This window comes from Glutamicibacter nicotianae (assembly GCF_016907615.1).
GTDB lineage: Bacteria > Actinomycetota > Actinomycetes > Actinomycetales > Micrococcaceae > Glutamicibacter > Glutamicibacter nicotianae.
In genome coordinates this window covers 137,786-158,037 of record NZ_JAFBCH010000001.1, presented here as the reverse complement: position 1 = coordinate 158,037, position 20,252 = coordinate 137,786, and the positions used below count along the sequence as shown (strand labels likewise).

22 protein-coding genes are annotated in these 20,252 nt (G+C 62.2%); 10 read left to right on the top strand and 12 right to left on the bottom strand.

The window, feature by feature from the left end; genetic code table 11:
* Window position 1: 1 nt before the first annotated feature.
* Entirely contained in the window at window positions 2-982 is a 981-nt protein-coding gene (locus JOE62_RS00825; RefSeq protein WP_204719605.1) for an electron transfer flavoprotein subunit alpha/FixB family protein, read from the bottom strand.
* 14 nt (window positions 983-996) lie between these two features.
* Window positions 997-1,773 (bottom strand): electron transfer flavoprotein subunit beta/FixA family protein, encoded by a 777-nt coding sequence (locus JOE62_RS00820; RefSeq protein WP_204719603.1) that lies wholly within the window; start codon window positions 1,771-1,773, stop codon window positions 997-999.
* Between the two features lie 402 nt (window positions 1,774-2,175).
* On the opposite strand from JOE62_RS00820, the gene JOE62_RS00815 reads away from it, so the two are divergent.
* Window positions 2,176-3,285 (top strand): hypothetical protein, encoded by a 1,110-nt coding sequence (locus JOE62_RS00815; RefSeq protein ID WP_204719601.1) that lies wholly within the window; start codon window positions 2,176-2,178, stop codon window positions 3,283-3,285.
* 126 nt (window positions 3,286-3,411) lie between these two features.
* Entirely contained in the window at window positions 3,412-3,816 is a 405-nt protein-coding gene (locus JOE62_RS00810; RefSeq protein ID WP_204719599.1) for a hypothetical protein, read from the top strand.
* A 15-nt stretch (window positions 3,817-3,831) separates the two neighbouring features.
* Here the strand turns inward: JOE62_RS00810 and JOE62_RS00805 are convergent, their stop codons facing one another.
* Complete coding sequence (locus tag JOE62_RS00805; RefSeq protein ID WP_204719597.1) at window positions 3,832-4,257, bottom strand: DUF1801 domain-containing protein; 426 nt, start codon at window positions 4,255-4,257, stop codon at window positions 3,832-3,834.
* The gene (locus JOE62_RS00800) at window positions 4,226-5,644 is read right to left on the bottom strand and encodes an MFS transporter (protein WP_420842164.1); all 1,419 of its coding nucleotides are present in this window, start codon (window positions 5,642-5,644) and stop codon (window positions 4,226-4,228) included. The genes JOE62_RS00805 and JOE62_RS00800 overlap by 32 nt, the downstream gene beginning before the upstream one ends.
* A 239-nt stretch (window positions 5,645-5,883) precedes the next feature.
* Between JOE62_RS00800 and JOE62_RS00795 the strand changes: the two genes are divergently transcribed.
* Window positions 5,884-6,171, top strand: a complete 288-nt coding sequence (locus tag JOE62_RS00795) for a Rieske (2Fe-2S) protein (RefSeq protein WP_204719595.1) — start codon at window positions 5,884-5,886, stop codon at window positions 6,169-6,171.
* A 60-nt stretch (window positions 6,172-6,231) separates the two neighbouring features.
* Here JOE62_RS00795 and JOE62_RS00790 read toward each other — a convergent pair whose 3' ends face one another.
* Window positions 6,232-6,732, bottom strand: coding sequence for a hypothetical protein (locus JOE62_RS00790; protein WP_204719593.1), 501 nt, complete (start codon window positions 6,730-6,732; stop codon window positions 6,232-6,234).
* A 206-nt stretch (window positions 6,733-6,938) separates the two neighbouring features.
* On the opposite strand from JOE62_RS00790, the gene JOE62_RS00785 reads away from it, so the two are divergent.
* A complete protein-coding gene (locus JOE62_RS00785) occupies window positions 6,939-7,280 on the top strand; it encodes a DUF1801 domain-containing protein (RefSeq protein ID WP_239543091.1) in 342 nt (113 codons plus the stop codon).
* Between the two features lie 111 nt (window positions 7,281-7,391).
* Here the strand turns inward: JOE62_RS00785 and catA are convergent, their stop codons facing one another.
* The 4 genes from catA to JOE62_RS00765 all read right to left on the bottom strand — a co-directional run bounded on the left by catA (window position 7,392) and on the right by JOE62_RS00765 (window position 10,745).
* Window positions 7,392-8,249 carry a catechol 1,2-dioxygenase gene (catA, locus tag JOE62_RS00780; protein WP_204719591.1) on the bottom strand — a complete coding sequence of 286 codons (858 nt, stop codon included), beginning with the start codon at window positions 8,247-8,249 and terminating at the stop codon, window positions 7,392-7,394.
* Window positions 8,250-8,441: 192 nt separating this feature from the next.
* A complete protein-coding gene (gene catC / locus JOE62_RS00775) occupies window positions 8,442-8,720 on the bottom strand; it encodes a muconolactone Delta-isomerase (protein ID WP_204719589.1) in 279 nt (92 codons plus the stop codon).
* An 11-nt stretch (window positions 8,721-8,731) separates the two neighbouring features.
* Window positions 8,732-9,853, bottom strand: a complete 1,122-nt coding sequence (locus tag JOE62_RS00770) for an enolase C-terminal domain-like protein (protein WP_204719587.1) — start codon at window positions 9,851-9,853, stop codon at window positions 8,732-8,734.
* On the bottom strand, window positions 9,834-10,745 hold the full coding sequence (locus JOE62_RS00765) for a LysR substrate-binding domain-containing protein (protein WP_204719585.1): 912 nt from the start codon (window positions 10,743-10,745) through the stop codon (window positions 9,834-9,836). Before JOE62_RS00765 ends, JOE62_RS00770 begins: the two co-directional genes overlap by 20 nt.
* Before the next feature lie 116 nt (window positions 10,746-10,861).
* Here JOE62_RS00765 and JOE62_RS00760 point away from each other — a divergent pair, with 116 nt between their 5' ends.
* The 4 genes from JOE62_RS00760 to JOE62_RS00745 all read left to right on the top strand — a co-directional run bounded on the left by JOE62_RS00760 (window position 10,862) and on the right by JOE62_RS00745 (window position 14,850).
* Complete coding sequence (locus JOE62_RS00760) at window positions 10,862-11,287, top strand: hypothetical protein (RefSeq protein ID WP_204719583.1); 426 nt, start codon at window positions 10,862-10,864, stop codon at window positions 11,285-11,287.
* Window positions 11,288-11,410: 123 nt separating this feature from the next.
* Window positions 11,411-13,024, top strand: coding sequence for an AMP-binding protein (locus tag JOE62_RS00755; protein ID WP_204719581.1), 1,614 nt, complete (start codon window positions 11,411-11,413; stop codon window positions 13,022-13,024).
* 168 nt (window positions 13,025-13,192) lie between these two features.
* Window positions 13,193-14,632 (top strand): glycosyltransferase family 2 protein, encoded by a 1,440-nt coding sequence (locus JOE62_RS00750; RefSeq protein ID WP_338085726.1) that lies wholly within the window; start codon window positions 13,193-13,195, stop codon window positions 14,630-14,632.
* A complete protein-coding gene (locus tag JOE62_RS00745; protein ID WP_223308829.1) occupies window positions 14,629-14,850 on the top strand; it encodes a hypothetical protein in 222 nt (73 codons plus the stop codon). Before JOE62_RS00750 ends, JOE62_RS00745 begins: the two co-directional genes overlap by 4 nt.
* On the opposite strand, the gene JOE62_RS00740 is transcribed toward JOE62_RS00745, so the two are convergent.
* A complete protein-coding gene (locus JOE62_RS00740; RefSeq protein WP_204719579.1) occupies window positions 14,812-15,507 on the bottom strand; it encodes an EAL domain-containing protein in 696 nt (231 codons plus the stop codon). The genes JOE62_RS00745 and JOE62_RS00740 overlap by 39 nt on opposite strands.
* 130 nt (window positions 15,508-15,637) lie before the next feature.
* On the opposite strand from JOE62_RS00740, the gene JOE62_RS00735 reads away from it, so the two are divergent.
* Complete coding sequence (locus JOE62_RS00735) at window positions 15,638-16,678, top strand: GGDEF domain-containing protein (RefSeq protein ID WP_204719577.1); 1,041 nt, start codon at window positions 15,638-15,640, stop codon at window positions 16,676-16,678.
* A gap of 9 nt (window positions 16,679-16,687) precedes the next feature.
* Here the strand turns inward: JOE62_RS00735 and JOE62_RS00730 are convergent, their stop codons facing one another.
* Entirely contained in the window at window positions 16,688-18,178 is a 1,491-nt protein-coding gene (locus JOE62_RS00730; RefSeq protein WP_204719575.1) for a SulP family inorganic anion transporter, read from the bottom strand.
* Between the two features lie 168 nt (window positions 18,179-18,346).
* A complete protein-coding gene (locus JOE62_RS00725) occupies window positions 18,347-18,673 on the bottom strand; it encodes a hypothetical protein (protein WP_204719574.1) in 327 nt (108 codons plus the stop codon).
* An 872-nt stretch (window positions 18,674-19,545) separates the two neighbouring features.
* Here JOE62_RS00725 and JOE62_RS00720 point away from each other — a divergent pair.
* Window positions 19,546-20,004: a MarR family winged helix-turn-helix transcriptional regulator gene (locus JOE62_RS00720; protein ID WP_239543089.1), complete on the top strand. Its 459-nt coding sequence runs from the start codon at window positions 19,546-19,548 to the stop codon at window positions 20,002-20,004.
* Window positions 20,005-20,252 lie beyond the last annotated feature (248 nt).

Sequence of the window (20,252 nt, the reverse complement as noted above, 5' to 3'; positions counted from 1 at the left end):
ATTACGCCTTGCGTGCTTCAAGTGCGGAAATCAACTGCGGAACGACCTTGAAGACATCGCCGACCACACCGAAGTCGGCGATCTCGAAGATCGGTGCATCGGCGTCCTTATTAATGGCAACGATGGTCTTGGCTGTCTGCATGCCCGCCTTATGCTGGATGGCTCCGGAAATGCCCAACGCAACATACAGCTGGGGAGAGACCGCAACACCGGTCTGGCCTACCTGCGCGGCATGCTCGACGTAGCCGGCATCCACCGCTGCGCGCGAAGCGCCCACGGCGGCACCCAGGGCGTCGGCCAGCTGGTGCACCAGGTCGAACTGCTCGGCACTGCCCAGGCCGCGACCGCCGGAAACCACGCGAGCCGCGGAACGCAGCTCGGGACGGGTGGATATGGTTTCCGCTGTTTCCAGTTCCTTGACCTCGATTTCCGGCTTGCCGCTTGCGGCGACCTCCAGCGCGGTGGCGCTTGTCGGCTGGGCTTGGGCGCGCTCTTCGATGCTGCCCACGCGCACGGTAATCACCGGAGCGCCGAAGGTCGGGGCACTGTGGGTCGAGTACGCGCCGCCGTAGATCGAGTGGGCTGCGATGATTCCCTGGTCATCGCGCGAAACGCCGAGGACATCCACGCTGAGCGCCAAGCGGTTGCGCACCGCGAAGCGTGCTGCCACTTCGCGCGAGGTCAGGGTATGCCCCAGGATGACCGCTTGCGGCTGGACTACGGCGAAGGCCTGCTGCAGCGCGTCAGCCATCGGGGCAGTCAGCACCGGTGATTCGACAACTGCAGTGAGCACATGTGCCGCGCCAGCCTGACTGGCTTGCTCCGCCAGGGCCTCAAGGGAACCGGCCGGGGCGGCGACCAAAGCGACCGGGGTGCCCACGGCGGAAGCTGCACCGAGCAGCTCCGCGTGGTTCTTGGCCAGCGTTCCGGCAGCGGTGGTCTCGAGGAAAACGAGAATTGAATCGGTAGCAAAGTCAGTCATGGTTCTCTTTCCGCTCACACCAGGTTGTTCTTGACGAGGAATTCGGCCAAGGCGTTGCCGGCTTCGCCGTCATCGGTCACGATGGTTCCAGCGGTGCGCGGCGGGCGCTGGGCCACCGCAACCATGATGGAACGCGCGGTATCGGCAGGCAGCGCCTCGACGCCTAAGTCTGCCAGGGACAAGGATTCGATCGGCTTCTTCTTTGCCGCCATGATGCCCTTGAAATTCGGGAAGCGGGCATCCGGCAATGCTTCGGTGATCGAAGCGACCGCCGGCAGCGGAGCGCTGACTTTGGCCGCGGCTCCATCGAGCACGCGCAAGCCGCTGATCGCGCCGTCGGCAATGTCCACCGAGGACAGGGACGTCGCCGCTGGAAGATCAAGCAGCTCGGCCAGCATCACCGGGAGCATGCCGGCCGAACCGTCGGTGGACATGTTGCCGGTGAGGATCAGGTCGTAATTGCCCCGGCGCAAAGCCGCCGCAAGCACCTGCGCGGTGAGCACCAGATCGGCTCCGAGCAGCTCTTCATCGTTGATGTGCACGGCGTCGGCGGCGCCCATGGCCAAGGCCTTGCGCAAGGTGGCCTGGACCGATTCCGGCCCCATGGTCAGCACGGTGATGTCAGTTCCAGGATTCGCGTCAGCGTGCTTCAACGCGACTTCCAAGGTCCGTTCGCAGATTTCATCGAGCACCACTTCTGAAGCGGCGCGATCAGCCAGGCCGGTCTCCAGATCCAGCAGGCGGTCTTCGCCGGTATCCGGGACTTCTTTGATCAGAACCGCGATCTTCATCATTTTCTCCTCTTATCGCAGCAGTTTCCGACAGAACCTCCGAGTGCCGGAAGCCATCCATGATTCCGAGTTCCACGGACCTAGGCCATGCTCGCCGCCGAAACTACTAGGAAATCCAAGTTCATTAATGGAGCCCTTCACAGCTGCCCTGCAGAACTCGAAGTATTGTGTCGTAGGCTACATTCGTCTCTGCTGTTTATCTTGTCGGATCAAGCGCCAATGGTCAATGAAAGTGGACAAGAAAACAGCAAGTGAGCACGTTGAAGGACAAATGGTCTACGAATTGGAGGGGATATCCGAACACGCTTTCGCGCAGGTGAGCCGCATCGCGCTTTTCGCCCGGTTCCGGGTGCGCACCGTAGGCTTTAACCAGAGACCCATTTCGGAATTAAAGGACGGCTCATGGCCAGCAAGAAGCGTCAAGGCAAGAAGAATTCGGGCGCAGGAAATCCTGCCAAGGCGGCAGCTCGCGGCCGCAGCGTGTTCAAGATCCAGGCTGAAGCTCAGATCGATGCACTTCGCGGCGACTACACGGTTTGGGTCGCGGAGCAGGTCCCTGTGTTCACTGCCGAACAGGCGTCACAGGCAGCGGGCATGCAGTCCGACCTCATCGGCCAGATCGCCGGCGAGTACGCCGACAACGCCCGCAGCTCCAACCTGTTCGACATGGACGTCGATGTCTTCGGCGAGACCCTGGCCATGCACCTTGGCAACCTGCCGGAATCATTGGCGCCAGAACCGATCTTCACCACCTGGCTGGAGTACTTCAACTTCGTCGATGACCGCAAGCTCTGGCAGGGTCCAGCGGAAAACCTCGAAGCCCTGCGCGAAATGCTGGAAGACACCCTCAACGGCTTCGCCGAAGGCGATGCGGAACTGTGCGAATTGCTGCGCGGAACCAAGCTGTTCACCCAGGTCAAGGCCTATGCAGAGGCGCTGGCCGACGGCGTGGACATGGGAGACTTCTCTGAAGCGGCGCAAGCCCCGCGCGCCAAGGTGCTGAATGCCGTTGGCCTGGATGCTGAAACCTTCGACCCCAATGGTCCGGCGCCGCTGGCTTTCAACTACATCTGGAGTGCCGGGCGCATGTCGGTCGTGGAGTCCGAAGGCTCGGTCCTGCGCACCGATCCGGACGCCTACGAATTGCTGATCGCCGGCGAGGAAGCAGGCAGCGCGCAACTGCTCTTCGAGATGGCTGTCGGCTGCGTCCAGGCGCACCTGAACCCGACCTTCGATGTGACCCTGCGCGATGAAGCCCACTACCTGGTGCTGCGCAACTTGCTGGTCACCGCATCCACCGGACGCGAAGGGGACCTGGAAGGCTTGCGCCGCAACTGCGGCCCGAAGATCTACGATGAGGTGCTGCCAGAAGCTCGGACGGCCATGGATTCCTTGGCCGACTACGGCCTGATTTCCAAGGATGGCGAGCACTACAGCATCGACGAGCGCCTGGTTCCGGTCATCTCTGCCGGCATCACCGAGGTTGAGGTCTTCTTCGAAGAAGCCGAATAAAGCAGTACAGCAAGGCAGTTCAAGGCACCCGCAGCGCTATGGCCCTGCGGGTGCCGACCAAGGCAAGAAGAAATGCTCTAGTTGCAGATAGGCGGACCTGCCGTGGCCAGGACGAGCGAAAGGCCCATGAGGTGGCTCGCAGCAGTCAGCGGAATTTTCTTCGCGGTGTTGCTGATGATCGTTGATCCCTTGATCGCCGGAGCTGCCTGGTGGGCTGAGCCCGGCCTCTGGTTCCCTTTGGCCTTCCCGATGCTTCTTTGGCTTGCCATTGCCGCCGTCATGGCATGGCTGGGCGGCGCCAGCGACCGTTGGCTGCATGCGCTGTTGCTGAGCCTCGTTTCCTTGGCGGCCGGTGTGATTCCGGGCTTTTTCTGGACGCTTCTGCTCTTTGATGCCTTCCCCGAATCCGCCAGCCTGCAGCTGCCGATGACCGTCTCGCTCATCGCCGGCGCGGCAGTGATTGTGATGGGGGCAGTCGCAGGTTCCTGCGTCGCCCTCAGGCGCTTGGGCAAAGCTCGACTGGCCAGATAGCGCCACATCTGCGCGTTATTGGGCCTGGTCGTCCTGCCGCGAGGCGGCAATGCCGATCAGCTTGCGCAGCACGTATAGGTTGATATCCTCCAGCTTCTTCACGTACACGCAGCCGGCTCCTTCGGTGTACTTGCCCAGCTGCGGCAGCAGCTCGGCCCCTTCGGGCAGATCCTTCAGGCCATAGAGCGACAGCTGGGCCTTGCGCGGCGAGAAGCCAGTCTTGGGCCAGATGCCGGTGGTGCGCGCATTGGCAGGGGAGATATAGGTATAGCTTCCGTAGCCGATCATGCTCGGGCCCCACATCACCGGCTGCTCGCCGGTGGCTTCGCGGAAGATGCGGTCCAGCTCATGGCCGTCAATCCGGCGCTTGTCCGGGGTTGCCGCCGCGATGAACTCCTCAACGCTGGCGTCAGTTGGAAGGGTCTTCTGACTTGTTGGCAAGTGATGCCTCCTCGGGTGCAGCAGGCGATTCTGCCTGGAAAATTGCCGACAGCTTGCGATACTGGCTGGTGCCCATGGCCAGCAGCGCCACCACAATCATGATCAGTCCGCCGGCCAGGAAGATCAAGGCGATGCCACGCGCCTCGCCTTGCCCCACCAGCCAGCCGAACTGGGCATCGCCCTCGGGCGAACGCATGAACGGGATGACCAGGTACTGGGCTATGGGCGCGATCAGGAAGGCGGTAATCGGGGCCGCCGCAGCTTCGAGCATCTGTGCGAAGCCGAATACCCGGCCCTGGCGGCGGAAGGCCACCACCTTCTGGATCACCGTTTGCTCCGAGGCTTCCACCGCGGGAATCAGCATCATGTAGAACCAGATGCCCAGCACATACAGCCAGGTCCACTCACGGATGGTGAAGATCGCGCCGAGGAATCCCATGACGGCCACCAGCAGGAGCATGGTGCGGATCGGGTTGGCCCCCAAGCCGAACTTGGCGATGGCCAGGCCTCCGACGATGAAGCCGGTGGACGCCAGCCCGAAGGCGATGCCCCAGGCCTCCACCGGCATGATGGTCAGCCCGTAGGGGTCCATCAGCGCCATATAGGTGCCGCCGATGAAGTTGTTGAACATCGAGAAGATGATCAGGGCGAACAGTCCAGGAATGGCCATTACCGTGGTGAAGCCCAGGCGCAGGTCGCTGGTCTTGGTGCGCCCCTCCTCCTTTTCCGGCTCCTCCTCCGGGATGGAGATGCCCAGCAGGTGCAGCATCGTGATCACCACCAGCATGATGGCGATGGCCAGCGTCCATCCCATCCCCAGCAGCCCGATGGACAGCCCTGAGAACACGCTGGTGACGATGAAGGCGATGCCCTGCACCGTGCCCACCAGCCCGTTGGCATTCGCGTGGCGCTCGAGAGGGATCAGCAGGGTGACGGTCGTGGACAGGGCGATGCCGCGCATCTGCTCGACGATCGCCCCGAACAGGATGACCAGGCAGAAGATCCAGAACTGCCACCCGCCGATGTCAAGGATGTCTTCGGTGGGCAGCACGAGGTAGATCAGCCCGGCCAGGCTGAAGGTCACCGCGGTGACGAGCGCGGAGAAGACGAAGACCGATTTCTTGCGGTGGTTGTCCACGATGGTCCCAAAGACCATGGAGAACAGGGAGATCAGCAGCATGAACGCGCCGCCGATGATTCCGGTGGCCATGACGTTCTCGGTTTCCAGGTACACCCAGAAGGTCAACGCGAACCACAGGTAGCTGGTGGTGAGGTTCGCAACAGCGGTGTTCACCAGGATGTGCATGAATGAGCGCTGGCCCTGCGGCGGAACCTCGGGGTTGCCGCTGCCGGCCAGCGGATGATCCGTGGGTCCTTCATCGCGCATGGGGAAGCCTGCTTTGCAAAAAGTGGGCTGGTGCTCGTATCAAAGAATACGCCGATGCATTGATAGGCAACAGGTGTTGAATCAGACGATCGAAAACATAGTAGTCAGATGCCTAGCCCAAGCCTAGGCATAGCCCTAGTGTGACCGCCCGCACTTTCTGCCAAGGTTGAATCCATGCAAACCGGCTGCAGCGGTTTTCCCCTTTTGACGAGCATTGAATGGACGGAGCACACCACGCCATGACCGAGACCCTGAACGAGGTATCCAGCCTGCTGGATTACGCCCTGGTTGACAGCCCGGAAACCGGAGAGTTCCGCGCCAATCGAAATATCTTCACCTACAAAGAGATCTTCGAGCTGGAAATGAAGCACATCTGGGAAGGCAACTGGGTATACCTGGCCCACGAATCCCAGATCCCGAACATCGGCGACTACTACACCACAAACATCGGCCGCCAGCCAATCATCATCTCGCGCAACAAGCAGGGCGAACTCAACGCCCTGATCAACGAAAGTCTATGCGAATAGATATCCGCGTGAATACCGGTGAAAATCCCCAGTACCGGGAATGGGGCAGTGGCTGTGGTTTTATCTGCTTGCTTGAGCCAGAGGGCGTGGCGGGCGCGTCAAAGCCGCGCGGAGGCCAAGGATTCCCATGGCAGCCAGCAAGGCCAAGGCGAGGCTGCTGGCGATGTACAGGGGCTCTTCCAGATCAGCAGCAGCGCCGGCGTTCCAATCGGCAAAGGTATCGCCCACGGCGTTCATGTTGGCGAAGGAGCCGAAGAAATAGGCCGGTGCGCCGAGGGCAAGGATCAGGCTCCATGTCCCAATAGCGGCCCAAGCGGGCAGCTTGCGACCGGACGCGATGACGGAAACGAGCCAGGAGATGGCGAGGGCAATTCCGATTGCTGCGAAGACCCAACCTCCGATCGAGTCGTAATCCTGGTCCATAGCGGCCATTTCGGCGATTGTTTCATCCAGGGGGATTCCACTGGCTGCGACCACTGCCCAATTGTTCATGAGCAGTGCGCCGTAAACTGCGTAGGCCACGATGATGGCGGCACCGGTGGTGGCTAGAAGCTTGCGCATGCCGGTAGCCTACAGCGTGCAAGCGAAATACTTGGCATCACTAGCAGCTCGTGCGTCGGGTGCCGGTCTTGCATTGCAGGAGGCCGTGAAGCAGAGGCCCCGAATCGGTAAAGTGCATTATGTGCCGATCGGGAAAGCGCAGCGATCGCGCAAGCGACAACACCAAACGCTGCCATGCAGCGCTAATCGTCTGGAGGGGACTAGAAATGATCTTCACGAAGAAGGGCGACGCCGCTGTTCTGGCCAAGCTCAGCGCGGCGCCAGCACCTTATCGCGAGATTGCCGAGCGGCTGCATGCCATCATCGTGGAAAGCGCGCCGTCCCTGGAGCCGATCGTCCGCTGGGGACTTCCGTTTTATGTCCAGGACGGCAAGGATGTCTGCTATATCAAGCCTGACAAGGACTTCGTTGCCTTCGGTTTTGGCGAAGTGGTGAATCCCGCCTACGAGGAGGGTGCGCACATGCATCCGGTCGCCTGGACCATCACCTCGCTGGATGCTGCAACGGAAGACAAGATCCGCGAACTGGTGAAGAAGGCCGCGGGCTGACCCAGGGGGATCCAGCGGGCTGCGGCAGCGCCCTCGGTTGCCCTCAAGTGCACAGAAGGCCTCGGCAGGAACAGTCCTGCCGAGGCCTTCCGTTTGCAGCCGTGCTGGGGCCTACTTGACTGGGTCGAGCACGAAGTCGTAGGTGACCTGCTTGCCGTTGCCGGATTCGGCTGGCTGCACATCGAGCATGAGTTCCGGCTTCACTGCCGATGCGATGTCATCGTCGTTGTGCTCGTCGCCCGGGAAGTACAGCTGTGCGGTGAGCAGCTCGTGGCCCGGTGCCGAAACCTTCAGGTGCAGGTGGGCTGGACGCCATGCGTGCCAGCCGGCAGCGGCGATCAGCTGGCCGCAGGCACCGTCGGTCGGGATCTGGTACGGAGCCGGCTGCATCGTGTTGATCTGGAAGTTGCCGTCCTCGTCAGCGATGAAGGTGCCGCGCAGGTTCCACTCTGGGATGCCCGGGGCGAACTGCGAGTAGAAGCCCTCTTCATCGGCGTGCCACAGCTCGATCTTGGCGTTCTTCAGCGCCGAGCCATCCGTGGAGCGGACCTGGCCTTGAAACAGCAGGTTGGTGCCCTTCTCGTCTTCGCGCATCGAGATGGTGGCAGGCGAGTTCTGGGTTGGAGAATCAGGTACGTAGTACGGGCCCTCGATCGAGCCCTTGTTGCCTTCGCGGTGGTCGGTAGCGACCTCTTCCACCGAGTGCTCCAGCCACACGTCGAGGAACAATGGCCATTCGCCGTCGTCGCCAACCTTGATTAGCCAGGCCTTCAGCGCGTTGAATTCGTCGTAGGTGACGCGTTCCTCGAGCACGATGTCGTTCGCGGCCTTGATCAGCTTGCTGGCCAGCAGGTTCACGCGCTCGGTGGAGGTCTCGATGCTGCCGAGCTTGCCGGAATTGCGGAAGCTGTCGGTGGCGGCGTTGCCTGACTTGGCTGCGGTTGCCTGGTCTGGAGTTTCGGTGGTCATGGTGACTCCCTGGATTGTGTGGTGTGACGAATGCGGATCCATGGTGTGACCCCCATCATCTTCGATGATTGATATTCAATGTAGTGCAGCGTCTATGCCGAGTGAAATACTTATTTGGCCGTGATTGAGAGCTGTCGAATATCAATGCATGTGAGCTGGCGCACGGCGGTAGCCTGCGGTCAGGGAATGGCCCTAGGCAATCGAGTTCGGGTGCTTGGCCAGCGCGGTGACCTTGATCTTCATGTACGGGTACATCGGGAAGCCGCTGAGGATTTCGTGCAACTCGTCATTGGACTCGACGTTGTACAGCGAGTGGTTCGCGTACTCGCCGACCACGCGCCAGATGCCCTGCATCTTTCCGCTGCGCTGCAGGCTCGCGGAGTACTCCTTCTCGCGGGCCTGGAGATCGGCGACCTGCTCGGGGGTCAGATGATCCGGGAAATTAACGTCCATACGGGCGAGGAACAACATGGGGAATTCCTTTAGTTCGAGGTGGAAAGTACGTGGTCCTGGCGGTAGCGCGCCAGCTTGGATTCGTCGATGGCGGCACCCACGCCGGGCACGCTGCGCACCGAAATGCGGCCGTCGATGATCTGCAGCGGCTCGGCGAGCAGGTCATCGGACATGTCCAGGAAGTTCGACAGCTCGCCGGCCCGGCGGCTGGTGGCCTCGAAGGCCGCGCCGAAGGTGACGGTGGCCAGCGAGCCGACCTGGGTGTCGATCTGGTTGCCCATGGTGACATCCACGCCCAGCCCGGTGCACAGGCCCAGGATCTCGGTGGCTTCGGTGAAGCCCGAGCGGGCGGTCTTGATGCAGATCGCGTTGGCGCCGCCGGAGAGCAGCTCGCGCGAGGCGTCGCCCGCGGTGGGCGCGGACTCGTCGGCGACGACCGGGATCGGGGAGTGCTCGACCAGCCGGCGGCGGCTCATCGCCTCCTTGGCGTCGCACGGCTCCTCGAGCAGGCTCAGGCCCAGGCCCTCGGTCTGGCGCAGCACCTCCATGGCCTCATTCGCGGTCCAGCCGCGGTTGGCGTCCAGGTAGATTTCCACGTCCTGGCCCAGGCCTTCGCGCAGCGCGCGGCAGGCTTCGATGTCCAGGGCGAGCGGGCGGCGGCCGACCTTGAGCTTGAAGGTGGTGATGCCGTATTGCTCGCCGAAGCGCAGGGCCTCGTCGAGCAGTTCCTGGGCCGGCTTGAAGCCGAGCATGTGGCTCACCCGCATCGAGTCGGTGAAGCCGCCGAGCAGCTTGTGCACCGGGGCGCCCAGCGCCTGGCCGATGGCGTCCCATATGGCGATGTCGATCGCCCCCTTGGCCACCTGGTTGTGGATGGTCCGATCCAGCACCTGTCGGATCTTCGCGCGGTCCATGATGTCCAGGCCGATCAGCTGCGGGGCGAAGACATCCTGCGCGATCGCGACGATGGACTTCTGCGTCTCCCCGTAGGTGTACGGGCGCGGCGGGGCGTCGGCGGTGCCGACCACGCCCTCGTCGGTATGCACGCGGATCAGCACGTGGTCGGCGGTGTGCACCTCGCCGCTGGCGAAGCGCAGCGGGTGGTTGTAGGGGACGGCATAGGGGATTGTTTCAATCCGCTGGATTCGCATCGGGGTCCAGCCTTTCTAGGGGGTTGAGCAATGTGCAAAGTTCCAGGAAGTTGCGCACCAGCGCGGACTCGTTGCCGGCTTTCCAAGCGATGGCAAGGTCGACGGACGGTGCGTTGCGCAGCGGCCGGAAAGTGATCCGGGAGCTGTGCGGTAGGTAATGGGTGGTGGGCAGCAGCCCGATGCCCAAGCCTGCGGCGACGAAGGTGAGCAGCGTGGAAGTCTCGCTGGCCACCTGGGCGATCTGCGGGGCGAAGCCCACGCGGCGGCAGGAATCCATGATGATGTTATTCACCGCGGAGGATGTCGGATAGCAGATGAACTTTTCGCCAGCGAGCTGTAACAGATCCAGCTCGTCATGCGCGGTGAGCGGGTGGTCCACTGGCAAGGCCACGGCCAGGTGGTCGCTGTCCAGCAGCATGTAGTCCACCTCGGTGCCGCGCACCGGAGGGCGCAGGATGGCCAGATCCAGGCGCCCCTCGATGAGGCCTTCGACCATCTGCGGGGTGAGCATTTCGCCCTGCACGTTCAATTGGAGGCCGGGCATCTGCTGCGAGCTGGCTTCGATGAGCTTGGGCATGATGCGCGAGGTGGCGCTGCCTGTGGAGCCCAGGCGCAGCACGCCCAGCGCGCCTTCGCCCACGGTGCGCACGTCGCGGGAGAGCTGGTCGAGCTCTTCGAGCAGGATACGCCCGCGGCTCAGCAGCAGCTCGCCGGCATTGGTCAGCTCCACCTTGCGGGTGGTGCGGATCAGCAGCTGGGTATTCAGGGTTTCCTCGAGCTGCTTGATCTGCTGGGAGAGCGGGGGCTGCGCGATATGCAGGCGCGCCGCCGCGCGGCCGAAATGGCGTTCTTCGGCGACAGCGACAAAGTAGCGAAGTAGTCTCGTGTCCATGGTGCTCCGATCGTCGGACCGCGCGTCGAATGCGCAGAAGACGCTTGCTGGCAACTCTAACGCGGCGATCCAAGAGGGTGAAATACTTATTCTGGGTCGATTGAGAGTCTACAAGTATGAATGGGCTTGCCGTACTGGCAGGGAGGGATACGGAAGAGATGGCTTATGGTCCTGCCGGCATCGCGACGCGGGCGGCAACATGGGTAAAGAAGAACGGGAGTGCCGGTGCAGTTATCGCGGTCGGCGCCAGGAGCACGCTCAGAAGCGGTGGCAGGTCGGCCGGCAGTCAGAATCAGCTGGGCGTTGAAGTCGACGAGTTCGCCGAGATGGAGGATGGCTCCCCGGTATCGATCCGCTGGGACCGGGGATGCGCCATCAGTCTCAACGGATCCGGACGGCTCGGCGAGCAAGAGCTAGTGGAGCATCTCGATGGAGCGCTCCTGCTGGCGGAGCAAGGCATCAAGGCAATCGCCGAGGAGTTGAAGAGCTTGCCATGCTTCACCGAGCTGTCCTCCGATCTCAGGGCGCAGCTTCAATCTTGAAATCGCAGGTCGCACCGGTGCTTGGCAGCGCGGAAGGCCGCGGCTAGGGTGTGAATGTGACGCTGGGCACATCTTTCGTGCCCGCGCAGATTCCGACGAGGCGATCCATGAAGGGGTACGCAGATGAAGGCTTATGCCCAGGGCGAGAGCGAACCGCAGCTGATCGAAGAGACGATCGGAGCCAGCTTCGAACGCACGGCGGCCCGCTTCGGGCCGGCAGAAGCACTGGTCGAAGCCGCCACCGGACGGCGTTGGAGCTGGAGCGAACTGGACGCGCAGATCAACCGCCTGGCCAAGGGCCTGCTGGCCGCCGGCCTGCAGGCAGGGGACCGGGTGGGCATCTGGGCGCCGAACTGCGCCGAATGGGTTTTCGCGCAGTACGCCACCGCGAAGATCGGCGTCATCCTGGTCAACGTCAACCCTGCCTACCGCACCCACGAGTACGCCTACGCGGTCAACCATTCGGGGGTGCGCCTGCTGCTGGCGGTCTCCGAATTCAAGACCAGCAACTACCGTGCGATGGTGGACGCGACCGGCGCCGACACCCCTGAACTTGAACGCGTTATCTACGTGGACACCACGGACTTCGAGCAACTGCTGGCCGAAGGCGAGCGCATCAGCGACGAGGAACTGTCCCGGTGCCTGGCTGCCACCAAGCCGGAGGACCCGATCAACATCCAGTACACCTCGGGCACCACCGGCTACCCGAAGGGCGCGGTGCTCAGCCACCGCAACATCCTGAACAATGGCTACCAGGTCACCGGCATGATCGACCTGGACGAGCATGACCGGCTGTGCATCCCGGTCCCGTTCTACCACTGCTTCGGCATGGTCATGGGCAACCTGGGCTGCACCAGCCGGGGCACTACGATCGTCATCCCGGCCCCGGGCTTCGACGCCGAAACCACGCTGCGGGTGGTGGCCGAGGAAAAGTGCACCGGGTTGTACGGGGTGCCCACGATGTTCATCGCGATGCAGAACCATCCCAGGTTCAAGGACCACGACCTCTCCTCGCTGCGCACCGGCATCATGGCCGGTTCCATCTGCCCCATCGAGGTGATGCGCCGCTGCGTCGATGACATGGGGATGAGCGCGGTCTCCATCGCCTACGGCATGACCGAGACTTCTCCGGTGTCCTGCCAGACCCGCGGCGACGACGATCTCGAGCGCCGCACCTCCACCATCGGCCGGGTGCACCCGCATGTGGAAATCAAGGTGGTGGATCCGGTCAGCGGCGAAACCCTGGAACGCGGGGAAACCGGCGAATACTGCACCCGCGGCTACTCGGTGATGCTCGGCTACTGGAACGACGAGGAGAAGACCCGGGCAGCCATCGACGACGAAGGCTGGATGCACACCGGGGATCTGGCGGTGATGCGCGAGGACGGCTACTGCACGATCGTCGGGCGCATCAAGGACATGGTGATCCGCGGCGGCGAGAACATCTACCCGGCCGAGATCGAGGAATTCCTCTACACGCATCCGGACATCGAGGACGTGCAGGTGGTCGGCGTGCCCGACGAGAAGTACGGCGAGACGGTCTGCGCCTGCATCCGCATGAAGGCAGGCCGCGAGCCGCTGGATGCAGCCGCGATCCGCGAGTATTGCGCCGGGCATCTGGCGCATTACAAGATCCCCGCGTATGTGCAGGTACTACAGGATTTCCCGACTACTGTCACCGGCAAGATCCGCAAGAACCAGCTGCGCGAGGATGCGGCGAAACTGCTCGAACTGTAGCCGCTTTCCGCCAGCCGGGGCATCAAGCCACAGCGATGCTTTGGGTGGAGGTGAGCTTCAGCATAAATACTGCGCCCGGGAATTTCCTGCATGCTAGTTTTCCAAGTGGGTTCCGTGGGCTAACCTCGGAGGCGACAAGGAAAATCCTTACGTGAACGGGGTGCGTACGTGCAGAAGCATTTCAGCCGCCTAGTGGGCATCGCGGTGATCGTGATAGTGGCTCTCGCGGCCTCGCTGCTGGTGTGGGCGCTGAGCATCGCCGATCGCCCGGTGGGCATGTGGAACCCGATCGAGGTCCACATCGGAAGGCTCTGGACAACCTTCTACAGCTCCGAGCTGCCGGATTTGTCGATCCTGGTTTTCTCCGTTGCCGCCGCGGTGATCCTGGTGCTGGTGGTAGTCCTGGGCGAGCGTCTGGTCACCTGGCGTTATCGCCGCACACCAATCGAGAAATCGAGCCGGCCGCTGGCGCCCAAGGCGGTGATGGCCCGCACCCGAGGCGTTTACGCAGGACCGGTCACCGTGACCGTGCTGATTCCGGCGCACAATGAAGAAGCTTCCCTGCCATACACCCTGAAGGCCCTGGAGGAGCAGAGCTTTGCTCCATCGCGCATCATCGTGGTGGCAGACAACTGCACCGACCGGACCGTGCAGGTCGCCGGCGAGCACGGGGTAGAGGTGTTCGAATCGGTGGACAACAAGCACAAGAAGGGCGGGGCCCTGAACCAGGCGCTGCACTCCATCCTGCCCGGGATGGGCGATAACGACTGCGTCATGGTGATGGACGCCGACAGCCAGATCGGCGCGGACTTCCTGGCAACCGCCCGGGACCGCTTCACTTGGGACCGCGCGCTGATGGCGGTGGGCGGGCTGTTCCACGGCGAAGAAGGCCACGGGCTGATCGGCCAATTCCAGCGCAACGAATACACCCGCTATCAGCGCGAAATCTCGCGGCGCGACGGCCGGGTCTTCGTGCTGACCGGTACCGCCTCGGTCTTCCGCGCCTCTGCCCTGCGCGAGGTGGCGGCTGCGCGTGGCAGCGTGCTTCCGGGCACTCCCGGCGAGGTCTACGACACAGCTGCCCTGACCGAAGACAATGAGCTGACCATTGCGCTGAAAACCCTCGGCGCGCTGACCACGTCGCCGGAGGACTGCACGGTGGTCACCGAACTGATGCCCAACTGGAAGATGCTGTGGGCGCAGCGTCTGCGCTGGCAGCGCGGGGCGTTGGAGAATCTCGGCGCGTACGGAGTCACCGCGCAGACCTCCCGGTACTGGGCGCAGCAGATCGGCATCGGCTATGGAGTGATCGCGCTGTTCAGCTATTTTGCGCTGATGATCATCATGCTGATCTCCATGGACACCTGGGTGTGGTTCCCGTTCTGGATGCTGCTGGGCGCGCTGTTCGCGCTCGAGCGCGTGGTCACAGTCTGGCGCGGCGGCTGGAGAGCAAGGATCGTCGCCGCGCTGGTGATTCCCGAGCTGGTCTACGACGCCTTCCTTGATCTCGCATTCCTCAAGGGCGTCGGGGATATCGCCTTTGCCCGCAGCGCGGATTGGAAGCATGTCGACCACGCAGGTGCCGCACGGAAGGAAAACATCTCATGATGAATCTCATCGTCCAGATCCCGCGGGGAATCATTCTCCCCGAAAGCGTGCTGCTCAGCGATTGGTTCGCCGTGCTCGCCTCGTTCGTCGCGATCAACACCGTGCTCTATCTGGTCCTGGGCTTGGCCAAGCTGCTGCCGGTGATCCGGATCCGCAGCGCACGGGGACGCGAACGCCGCTCAGAAACCAGGAATATCGATCCCGAGGCGTCCGTGTAGCTCATGCATCGCCGCGGGCAGGCCCGCCAGCTCGATGCCGGGGCTGAAATAGAAGCCTTGCGCATAGTCGAAGTCCAGCCTGCGGGCGAGCTGAAGATGCTCGGCGGTTTCGATCCCCTCGACCAGCGTCTTGGCATTGATCTCGCGGGCGGCCGCCAGAAGGATGTCCACATGCTCGCGGGCCTCGGCCGATGCCAGGTAGTGGACGAACAGCGAACGGTCCAGCTTCACGATGTGCGGTTTCAAGCGCCGGATGCGCTCCCTTGTCGCGTAGCCGATGCCTGCATCGTCAACGAGCAGCAGGCAGCCGAGCTCTTCGGCATCGACCCTGGCCGCATCGCAAACTTCCGGTGCGGACAGCTCGTTCAGTTCCAGCCCCCAGTCCAGCCGGCGATCAAGTTCCGGGGCAGTGCGCGCGAAGGCCTTGATTGCAGGGCCTGAGGCATTCATAGTGAGCAGCAGCCCGTCGGGCAGCCCTTCGGCGGCGTGGACGATGCCCTCCAGGGCGCGCAGCTCCAGCGCCAGCAGATTGCCTTCGGCCCGAGCCTGGGCGAAATGCTCGTCCGGCCGGCGTCCGTCGCTGAATCGTGCCAGCGCCTCGAAGCCCAGCAGCGCGTCGGCGCGCAGGTTGATCAGGGGCTGGAATGCAAACTTCATGGTCCACCTAGGCTGGCGATGCGGATTGGCAACATGATGCTGGTTAGGCTGTTGTGTACGAAGGTGATATTACCCTGAAGCTGGCCAGGGATACGCGGTACTGATGAATTCACAAGGAAGCGGGAGCAGCATGCCCAGGACAAGGAACCGGCGGGCCAACGATGACGGAATCTGGTGGAGCCGGCTGCTGCCAGCCAGGCTCCGCAGGATCAAGCGACTGGAAGTTGCTGTCACCGGGATGGTGGCGGCATTCCTGCTGGTGTTCTATCTGGTCAACCTGGGCAATGATTTCAGTTCTCCGCTCATCCAGAAGCTGGCGGTGGCAAGGGTTGCAGGGACCTTGGCCATGGTGATCACCGTGTGGATGCTGCTTGATCGTTTTCCACTGTGGATTGCCTATCTCGGGGCCCTGGCCGAGTTGTCGGCCTTTGTCGTCTTCGTGGGATTCTCGGACAACCATGAGCAGATCGTCTTCAGGCTCCAGGAATTTCCGCTTATCGCGCTCTATATGTCCTGGCTCTTTCCGCCGCCGGTCACCCGGTGGACCATCTATCCGATCATGGCTTTCACGATTCCCTATTCGGTGTTCTTCGGCCCTGCAGTAGGCACCGAGCACCAAAGCGGACCGTTGAACGTGCTGAGCCTGGTCTTCTTCACCGTAGTTGGTTTGTTCGTCGGCCACTACGTCAAGCGCCGGTTCCGCCAGCAAACCCAGGTTGATGCGCTGACCGGCGCCTTGAACCGCGTCGGGCTGTCAGCGCGTGGCGAGGCCGCCTTGCTCGCGTCGCGGAAGCACCGCAGGCCGCTGGCTGTGGTGCTGCTGGACATGGACGGATTCAAGGAGATCAACGACCAGGACGGTCATGACGCGGGGGACCGTGCGCTGAAGGAGCTGGTGCGGCATCTGCGCAGCTCGATCCGTGCCGGAGACCTGGTCTGCCGATTGGGCGGAGACGAATTCGTGCTGGTGTTCCCCAATACGACCCAGGGCCAGGCGCAGCTATTGATGGAGCGCATTGCGGGCTCATCCAAGCTGGCCTGGAGCTTCGGAACTGCGCAGGCCCGAGCCGACGACAACTTGAGCACCATGATCCTGCGCGCCGACCGGGACATGTACGCCTCCAAGCGCCATCGTGCTGCCGAACGCGGCAAGCCCGCCGGGGAATGCTGAGTTCCGCCCCTATCCGAGCTTGCCGCCCATCCGGTCCTGCATCTTCTGGCTGGCCTCGTTCAGGCCCTGGATTTCCACACTTTTCCCGTAGTTGCCGTACTTGGTGCGGATCGAGTCCAGGGCGGCGACGGTCGAGGCATCCCAGAGGTGCGAGTCGGACATGTCGATGATGACCTTCTCGGGGTCCTGCGCGTAGTCGAACTGCATGTACAGGTCGTTGGAGGAAGCGAAGAACAGCTCTCCGTTGACCTTGTAGACGACGGCATCTTCGGTGGCGCTGCGGTCCACGGTGACCATATGCGCCACGCGATTGGCGAAGAGCACCATCGCCGCCAGGATGCCCACGCCCACGCCAATGGCCAGGTTATGCGTGGCCACGGTGAGCGCCACGGTGATGGCCATGACGAAGGTTTCGCTCTTGGGCATCATCTTCAGCGTGCTCGGTCGGATGGAATGCCAGTCGAAGGTGGTCACCGAAACGACGATCATCACCGCGACCAGCGCGGCCATCGGAATCTGCGCGACGATGTCGCCGAGCAGCACCGCCAGCATCAGCATGAAGATTCCGGCGAAGGCGGTGGAGAGGCGGGTGCGCCCACCGGAGACCTTCACTCCCACCATGGTCTGGCCGATCATCGCGCAGCCGCAGATGCCGCCGAAGAAGCCGGTGACGATATTCGCGGTGCCCTGCGCCCAGGACTCGCGGGTCTTGCTCGACGGGGTGTCGGTGATGTCATCGACCAGCTTGGCGGTCAGCAGTGATTCAAGCAGGCCAACGAAGGCCACCGCGATCGCATAGGGCGCGATGATCTGCAGGGTCTCCAGGTTCAGCGGCACTCCAGGCAGGTGGAAGATCGGCAGCGAGTCGGGTAGTTCGCCTTTGTCGCCGACGGTGGGCACGGAGACCTTCGCGAAGATGGTGATCGCGGTGAGCACCACGATCGCGATCAGCGGCGCCGGGACCGCTTTGGTGATCTTCGGGAAGAAGCAGACGATGGCGACGCCGAGGATCACCAGCGGGTAGACCATCCACGGGACATTGCGCAGCTCGGGCATCTGCGCCCAGAAAATCGAGATGGCCAGGCCATTGACGAAACCGATCATCACCTGGCGCGGGATGAAGCGCAGCAGCTTGGCCACTCCCAGCAAGGCCAGCGTGACCTGGATGATGCCGGCCAACACCACCGCGGCGAAGAGGTACTCAACCCCGTGGGTGCGCACCAGCGGGGCGACGACCAGGGCCACCGCGCCGGCGGCCGCGGAAATCATTGCCGGGCGCCCGCCGGTGATCGCGATGACCACCGACATGGTGAAGGAGGCGAAGATGCCCACGCGCGGGTCCACTCCGGCGATCACGGTGAACGCGATGACCTCGGGGATCAGTGCCAGCGAAACGACCAGTCCGGCGAGCAGTTCGGTTTTCAGCAGCCGCGGGGACTTGAGGGTGCGCAGCACCGATTGCCGTTGCAGGGGCGTCAATTCAGCGGTCGCGGTACTCACCGGGGCTCCGTTTCGTCAGGTGTCCCAGGAAAGGGAAGTGGGATCCCGTCTACGTTATCGCACCGGAGGTTGCCTGAGCCCGATCGGGCCCAGTGCTGCAGATTTGATGCGCGCGCTGAACGGCAAGTGGGCCGTACGCGCTCGCCGGTTGGGAGAAGAGCAGATTGCTCAACAGTCAGTGTTCAAAAGCTCTCCGATGCCGCGAAGGTTGATTTCACCGACGGTGACTCTGTGCAGATATTGATCTGGTGCTTCTTGTTCCGCACTGTCCCGACTGCAGTACAGGGCCGTAGGCTGCGGAGATTCCATGATCCCGAAGACTGGATTCCCATCGCCATCCTCGTCGTACGGCAACAAAGTAGTATGCGTGAGATACAGAATGCTGCCTGTTGCGACGTCCAGGCGTTCAGCGTTCTTCACCGTTCGTGCTTCCCAGCTGACTTCAGTTTCCGGGCACTTTTCTTGAATCTCAAAGCATTCACGCTCACTGGCCACGACCGCAATTATTGGCTCTATATGTTCCAGATCTGGAAATGGGCTGGGTTGTTTGCCATAGACAACGTAGACCGTCAGGTCCGCTGAATATTTCGGTCTAAGGTGATTCTTGATTCTTGATTCTTGATGCTTGACAGGATACTGCTCAGAGACGGCATGGATCTCACATTCTGTACAGGAACATAAGCATCAGCATAGTAAGTCCCGCCGTTTTAAGTTCGAAATCCCGGCGAATTGCTTCGCCGGGATTTCTCGATCATCACTCGCACCTTTATGAGGTACTTACCAATATAGGAGGCGAAGCTATGCCGGTGCTGAGCGCCGACTGCAGATTTGGGAAAACTGTGCCACCGGCTGCCTGCACAGAGATTGCATTCTGCGGGAGTCGCGGATTGCAGGACCCGGAATGGCAAATACAGTCCGCGCGCAGTTCGGGGTTTCGAGAATTGCTGGAGGCAGGCAAATGATTCTGAATACAGAAACTGGCACTGTCGCAAGACCGACAGTGCCAGTTTCCGCGTCATCACTCGCACCTTCATGAGGTACTTAAAACTCTAAATCGGCATTCTGTGGATGCAATAAGCATGCACTGCGCGTAGGCCATGCATCGAGCGAGATGCTTCTGGTTAGCCAGCAACTCCCGCTGGTTGCCCAGCGGGAGTTGCCTGATCATCACTCGCACCTTCATGAGGTGCTTTCTACTCTAAGGGCGCTTCCTATGGCCCGGCGGGGATGTGGGTTCGGATTGCAGGAGTGCCGGGAGGCGCTCTAGTCGATGCCGGCCAGCTGTTCCGGCATGGCCTCGCTTTCGGACTTCGGTTTGGCCAGAGCCGGAATGCAGGCGGCTATGAGGCAATGCCAGCGGTGGAGAAATGCCAGAAGAAAAGGCCGGGATCAAGGGCCGTATCGCAGAAATCGAATATGAACAGATCATGTTCAGCCGCTGCACCATCGCCCATCAGCTGTATTCGGGAGGGCTCGACCGCAGCTTGTACCTGTTGATGAGCCGCATCGATGGGCAGGGCCCGATGAGCATTACCGAACTGAGCCATGCCCTGCGCCTGGATAACTCGACCTTGCAGCGCCAGGTGACTGCGGCCATCAAGGACGGGTATCTGGAACGCATTGCAGATCCACAGGGAAATGTCGCCCGCAAGATCTGCCTGACCGCGATGGGCGCCCAGCGGCTGTCGGATTCCCGCGCACTGTCGACCGCCTCGCTGGAGCAGATCCTGGGGGATTGGAGCTGCGCTGATATCGAGCAGTTCGCCAAATACCTGAATCGCTTCAACAGCTCGATCGAAGAGTACAGCGAAGCCAAGAGGGCTTAAAGAGAAGTTCCCGTTGGGCAATATCCAACGGGAACTCCTACGATCATCACTCGCACCTTCAAGAGGTGTTTACAACATTACTGGCGGTTTCTGTGCCGGCCCTTTGGCTCAGCTACGCATATTAGATGCTTCGGCACAGGCGGGCCGCACAGAGTGCGCTTGGGCGAAATGCACATAGATCCACCGGCGGCCCGCGCCGAAACTTGGTCAAATTTCCATACGCCCGAGAGCCGGTTCTCCCTAAGCTG

Coding starts and splice junctions, on each gene's coding strand:
- JOE62_RS00785 (WP_239543091.1), top strand. CDS start 6,939: ATGATCTTCACGAAGAAGGGCGACGCCGCTGTTCTGGCCAAGCTCAGC.
- JOE62_RS00760 (WP_204719583.1), top strand. CDS start 10,862: ATGAATGGGCTTGCCGTACTGGCAGGGAGGGATACGGAAGAGATGGCT.
- JOE62_RS00795 (WP_204719595.1), top strand. CDS start 5,884: ATGACCGAGACCCTGAACGAGGTATCCAGCCTGCTGGATTACGCCCTG.
- catA (WP_204719591.1), bottom strand. CDS start 8,249: ATGACCACCGAAACTCCAGACCAGGCAACCGCAGCCAAGTCAGGCAAC.
- JOE62_RS00745 (WP_223308829.1), top strand. CDS start 14,629: ATGATGAATCTCATCGTCCAGATCCCGCGGGGAATCATTCTCCCCGAA.
- JOE62_RS00765 (WP_204719585.1), bottom strand. CDS start 10,745: ATGGACACGAGACTACTTCGCTACTTTGTCGCTGTCGCCGAAGAACGC.
- JOE62_RS00815 (WP_204719601.1), top strand. CDS start 2,176: ATGGCCAGCAAGAAGCGTCAAGGCAAGAAGAATTCGGGCGCAGGAAAT.
- JOE62_RS00720 (WP_239543089.1), top strand. CDS start 19,546: ATGCCAGAAGAAAAGGCCGGGATCAAGGGCCGTATCGCAGAAATCGAA.
- catC (WP_204719589.1), bottom strand. CDS start 8,720: ATGTTGTTCCTCGCCCGTATGGACGTTAATTTCCCGGATCATCTGACC.
- JOE62_RS00820 (WP_204719603.1), bottom strand. CDS start 1,773: ATGAAGATCGCGGTTCTGATCAAAGAAGTCCCGGATACCGGCGAAGAC.
- JOE62_RS00825 (WP_204719605.1), bottom strand. CDS start 982: ATGACTGACTTTGCTACCGATTCAATTCTCGTTTTCCTCGAGACCACC.
- JOE62_RS00790 (WP_204719593.1), bottom strand. CDS start 6,732: ATGCGCAAGCTTCTAGCCACCACCGGTGCCGCCATCATCGTGGCCTAC.
- JOE62_RS00800 (WP_420842164.1), bottom strand. CDS start 5,644: ATGCGCGATGAAGGACCCACGGATCATCCGCTGGCCGGCAGCGGCAAC.
- JOE62_RS00810 (WP_204719599.1), top strand. CDS start 3,412: ATGAGGTGGCTCGCAGCAGTCAGCGGAATTTTCTTCGCGGTGTTGCTG.
- JOE62_RS00755 (WP_204719581.1), top strand. CDS start 11,411: ATGAAGGCTTATGCCCAGGGCGAGAGCGAACCGCAGCTGATCGAAGAG.
- JOE62_RS00740 (WP_204719579.1), bottom strand. CDS start 15,507: ATGAAGTTTGCATTCCAGCCCCTGATCAACCTGCGCGCCGACGCGCTG.
- JOE62_RS00735 (WP_204719577.1), top strand. CDS start 15,638: ATGCCCAGGACAAGGAACCGGCGGGCCAACGATGACGGAATCTGGTGG.
- JOE62_RS00770 (WP_204719587.1), bottom strand. CDS start 9,853: ATGCGAATCCAGCGGATTGAAACAATCCCCTATGCCGTCCCCTACAAC.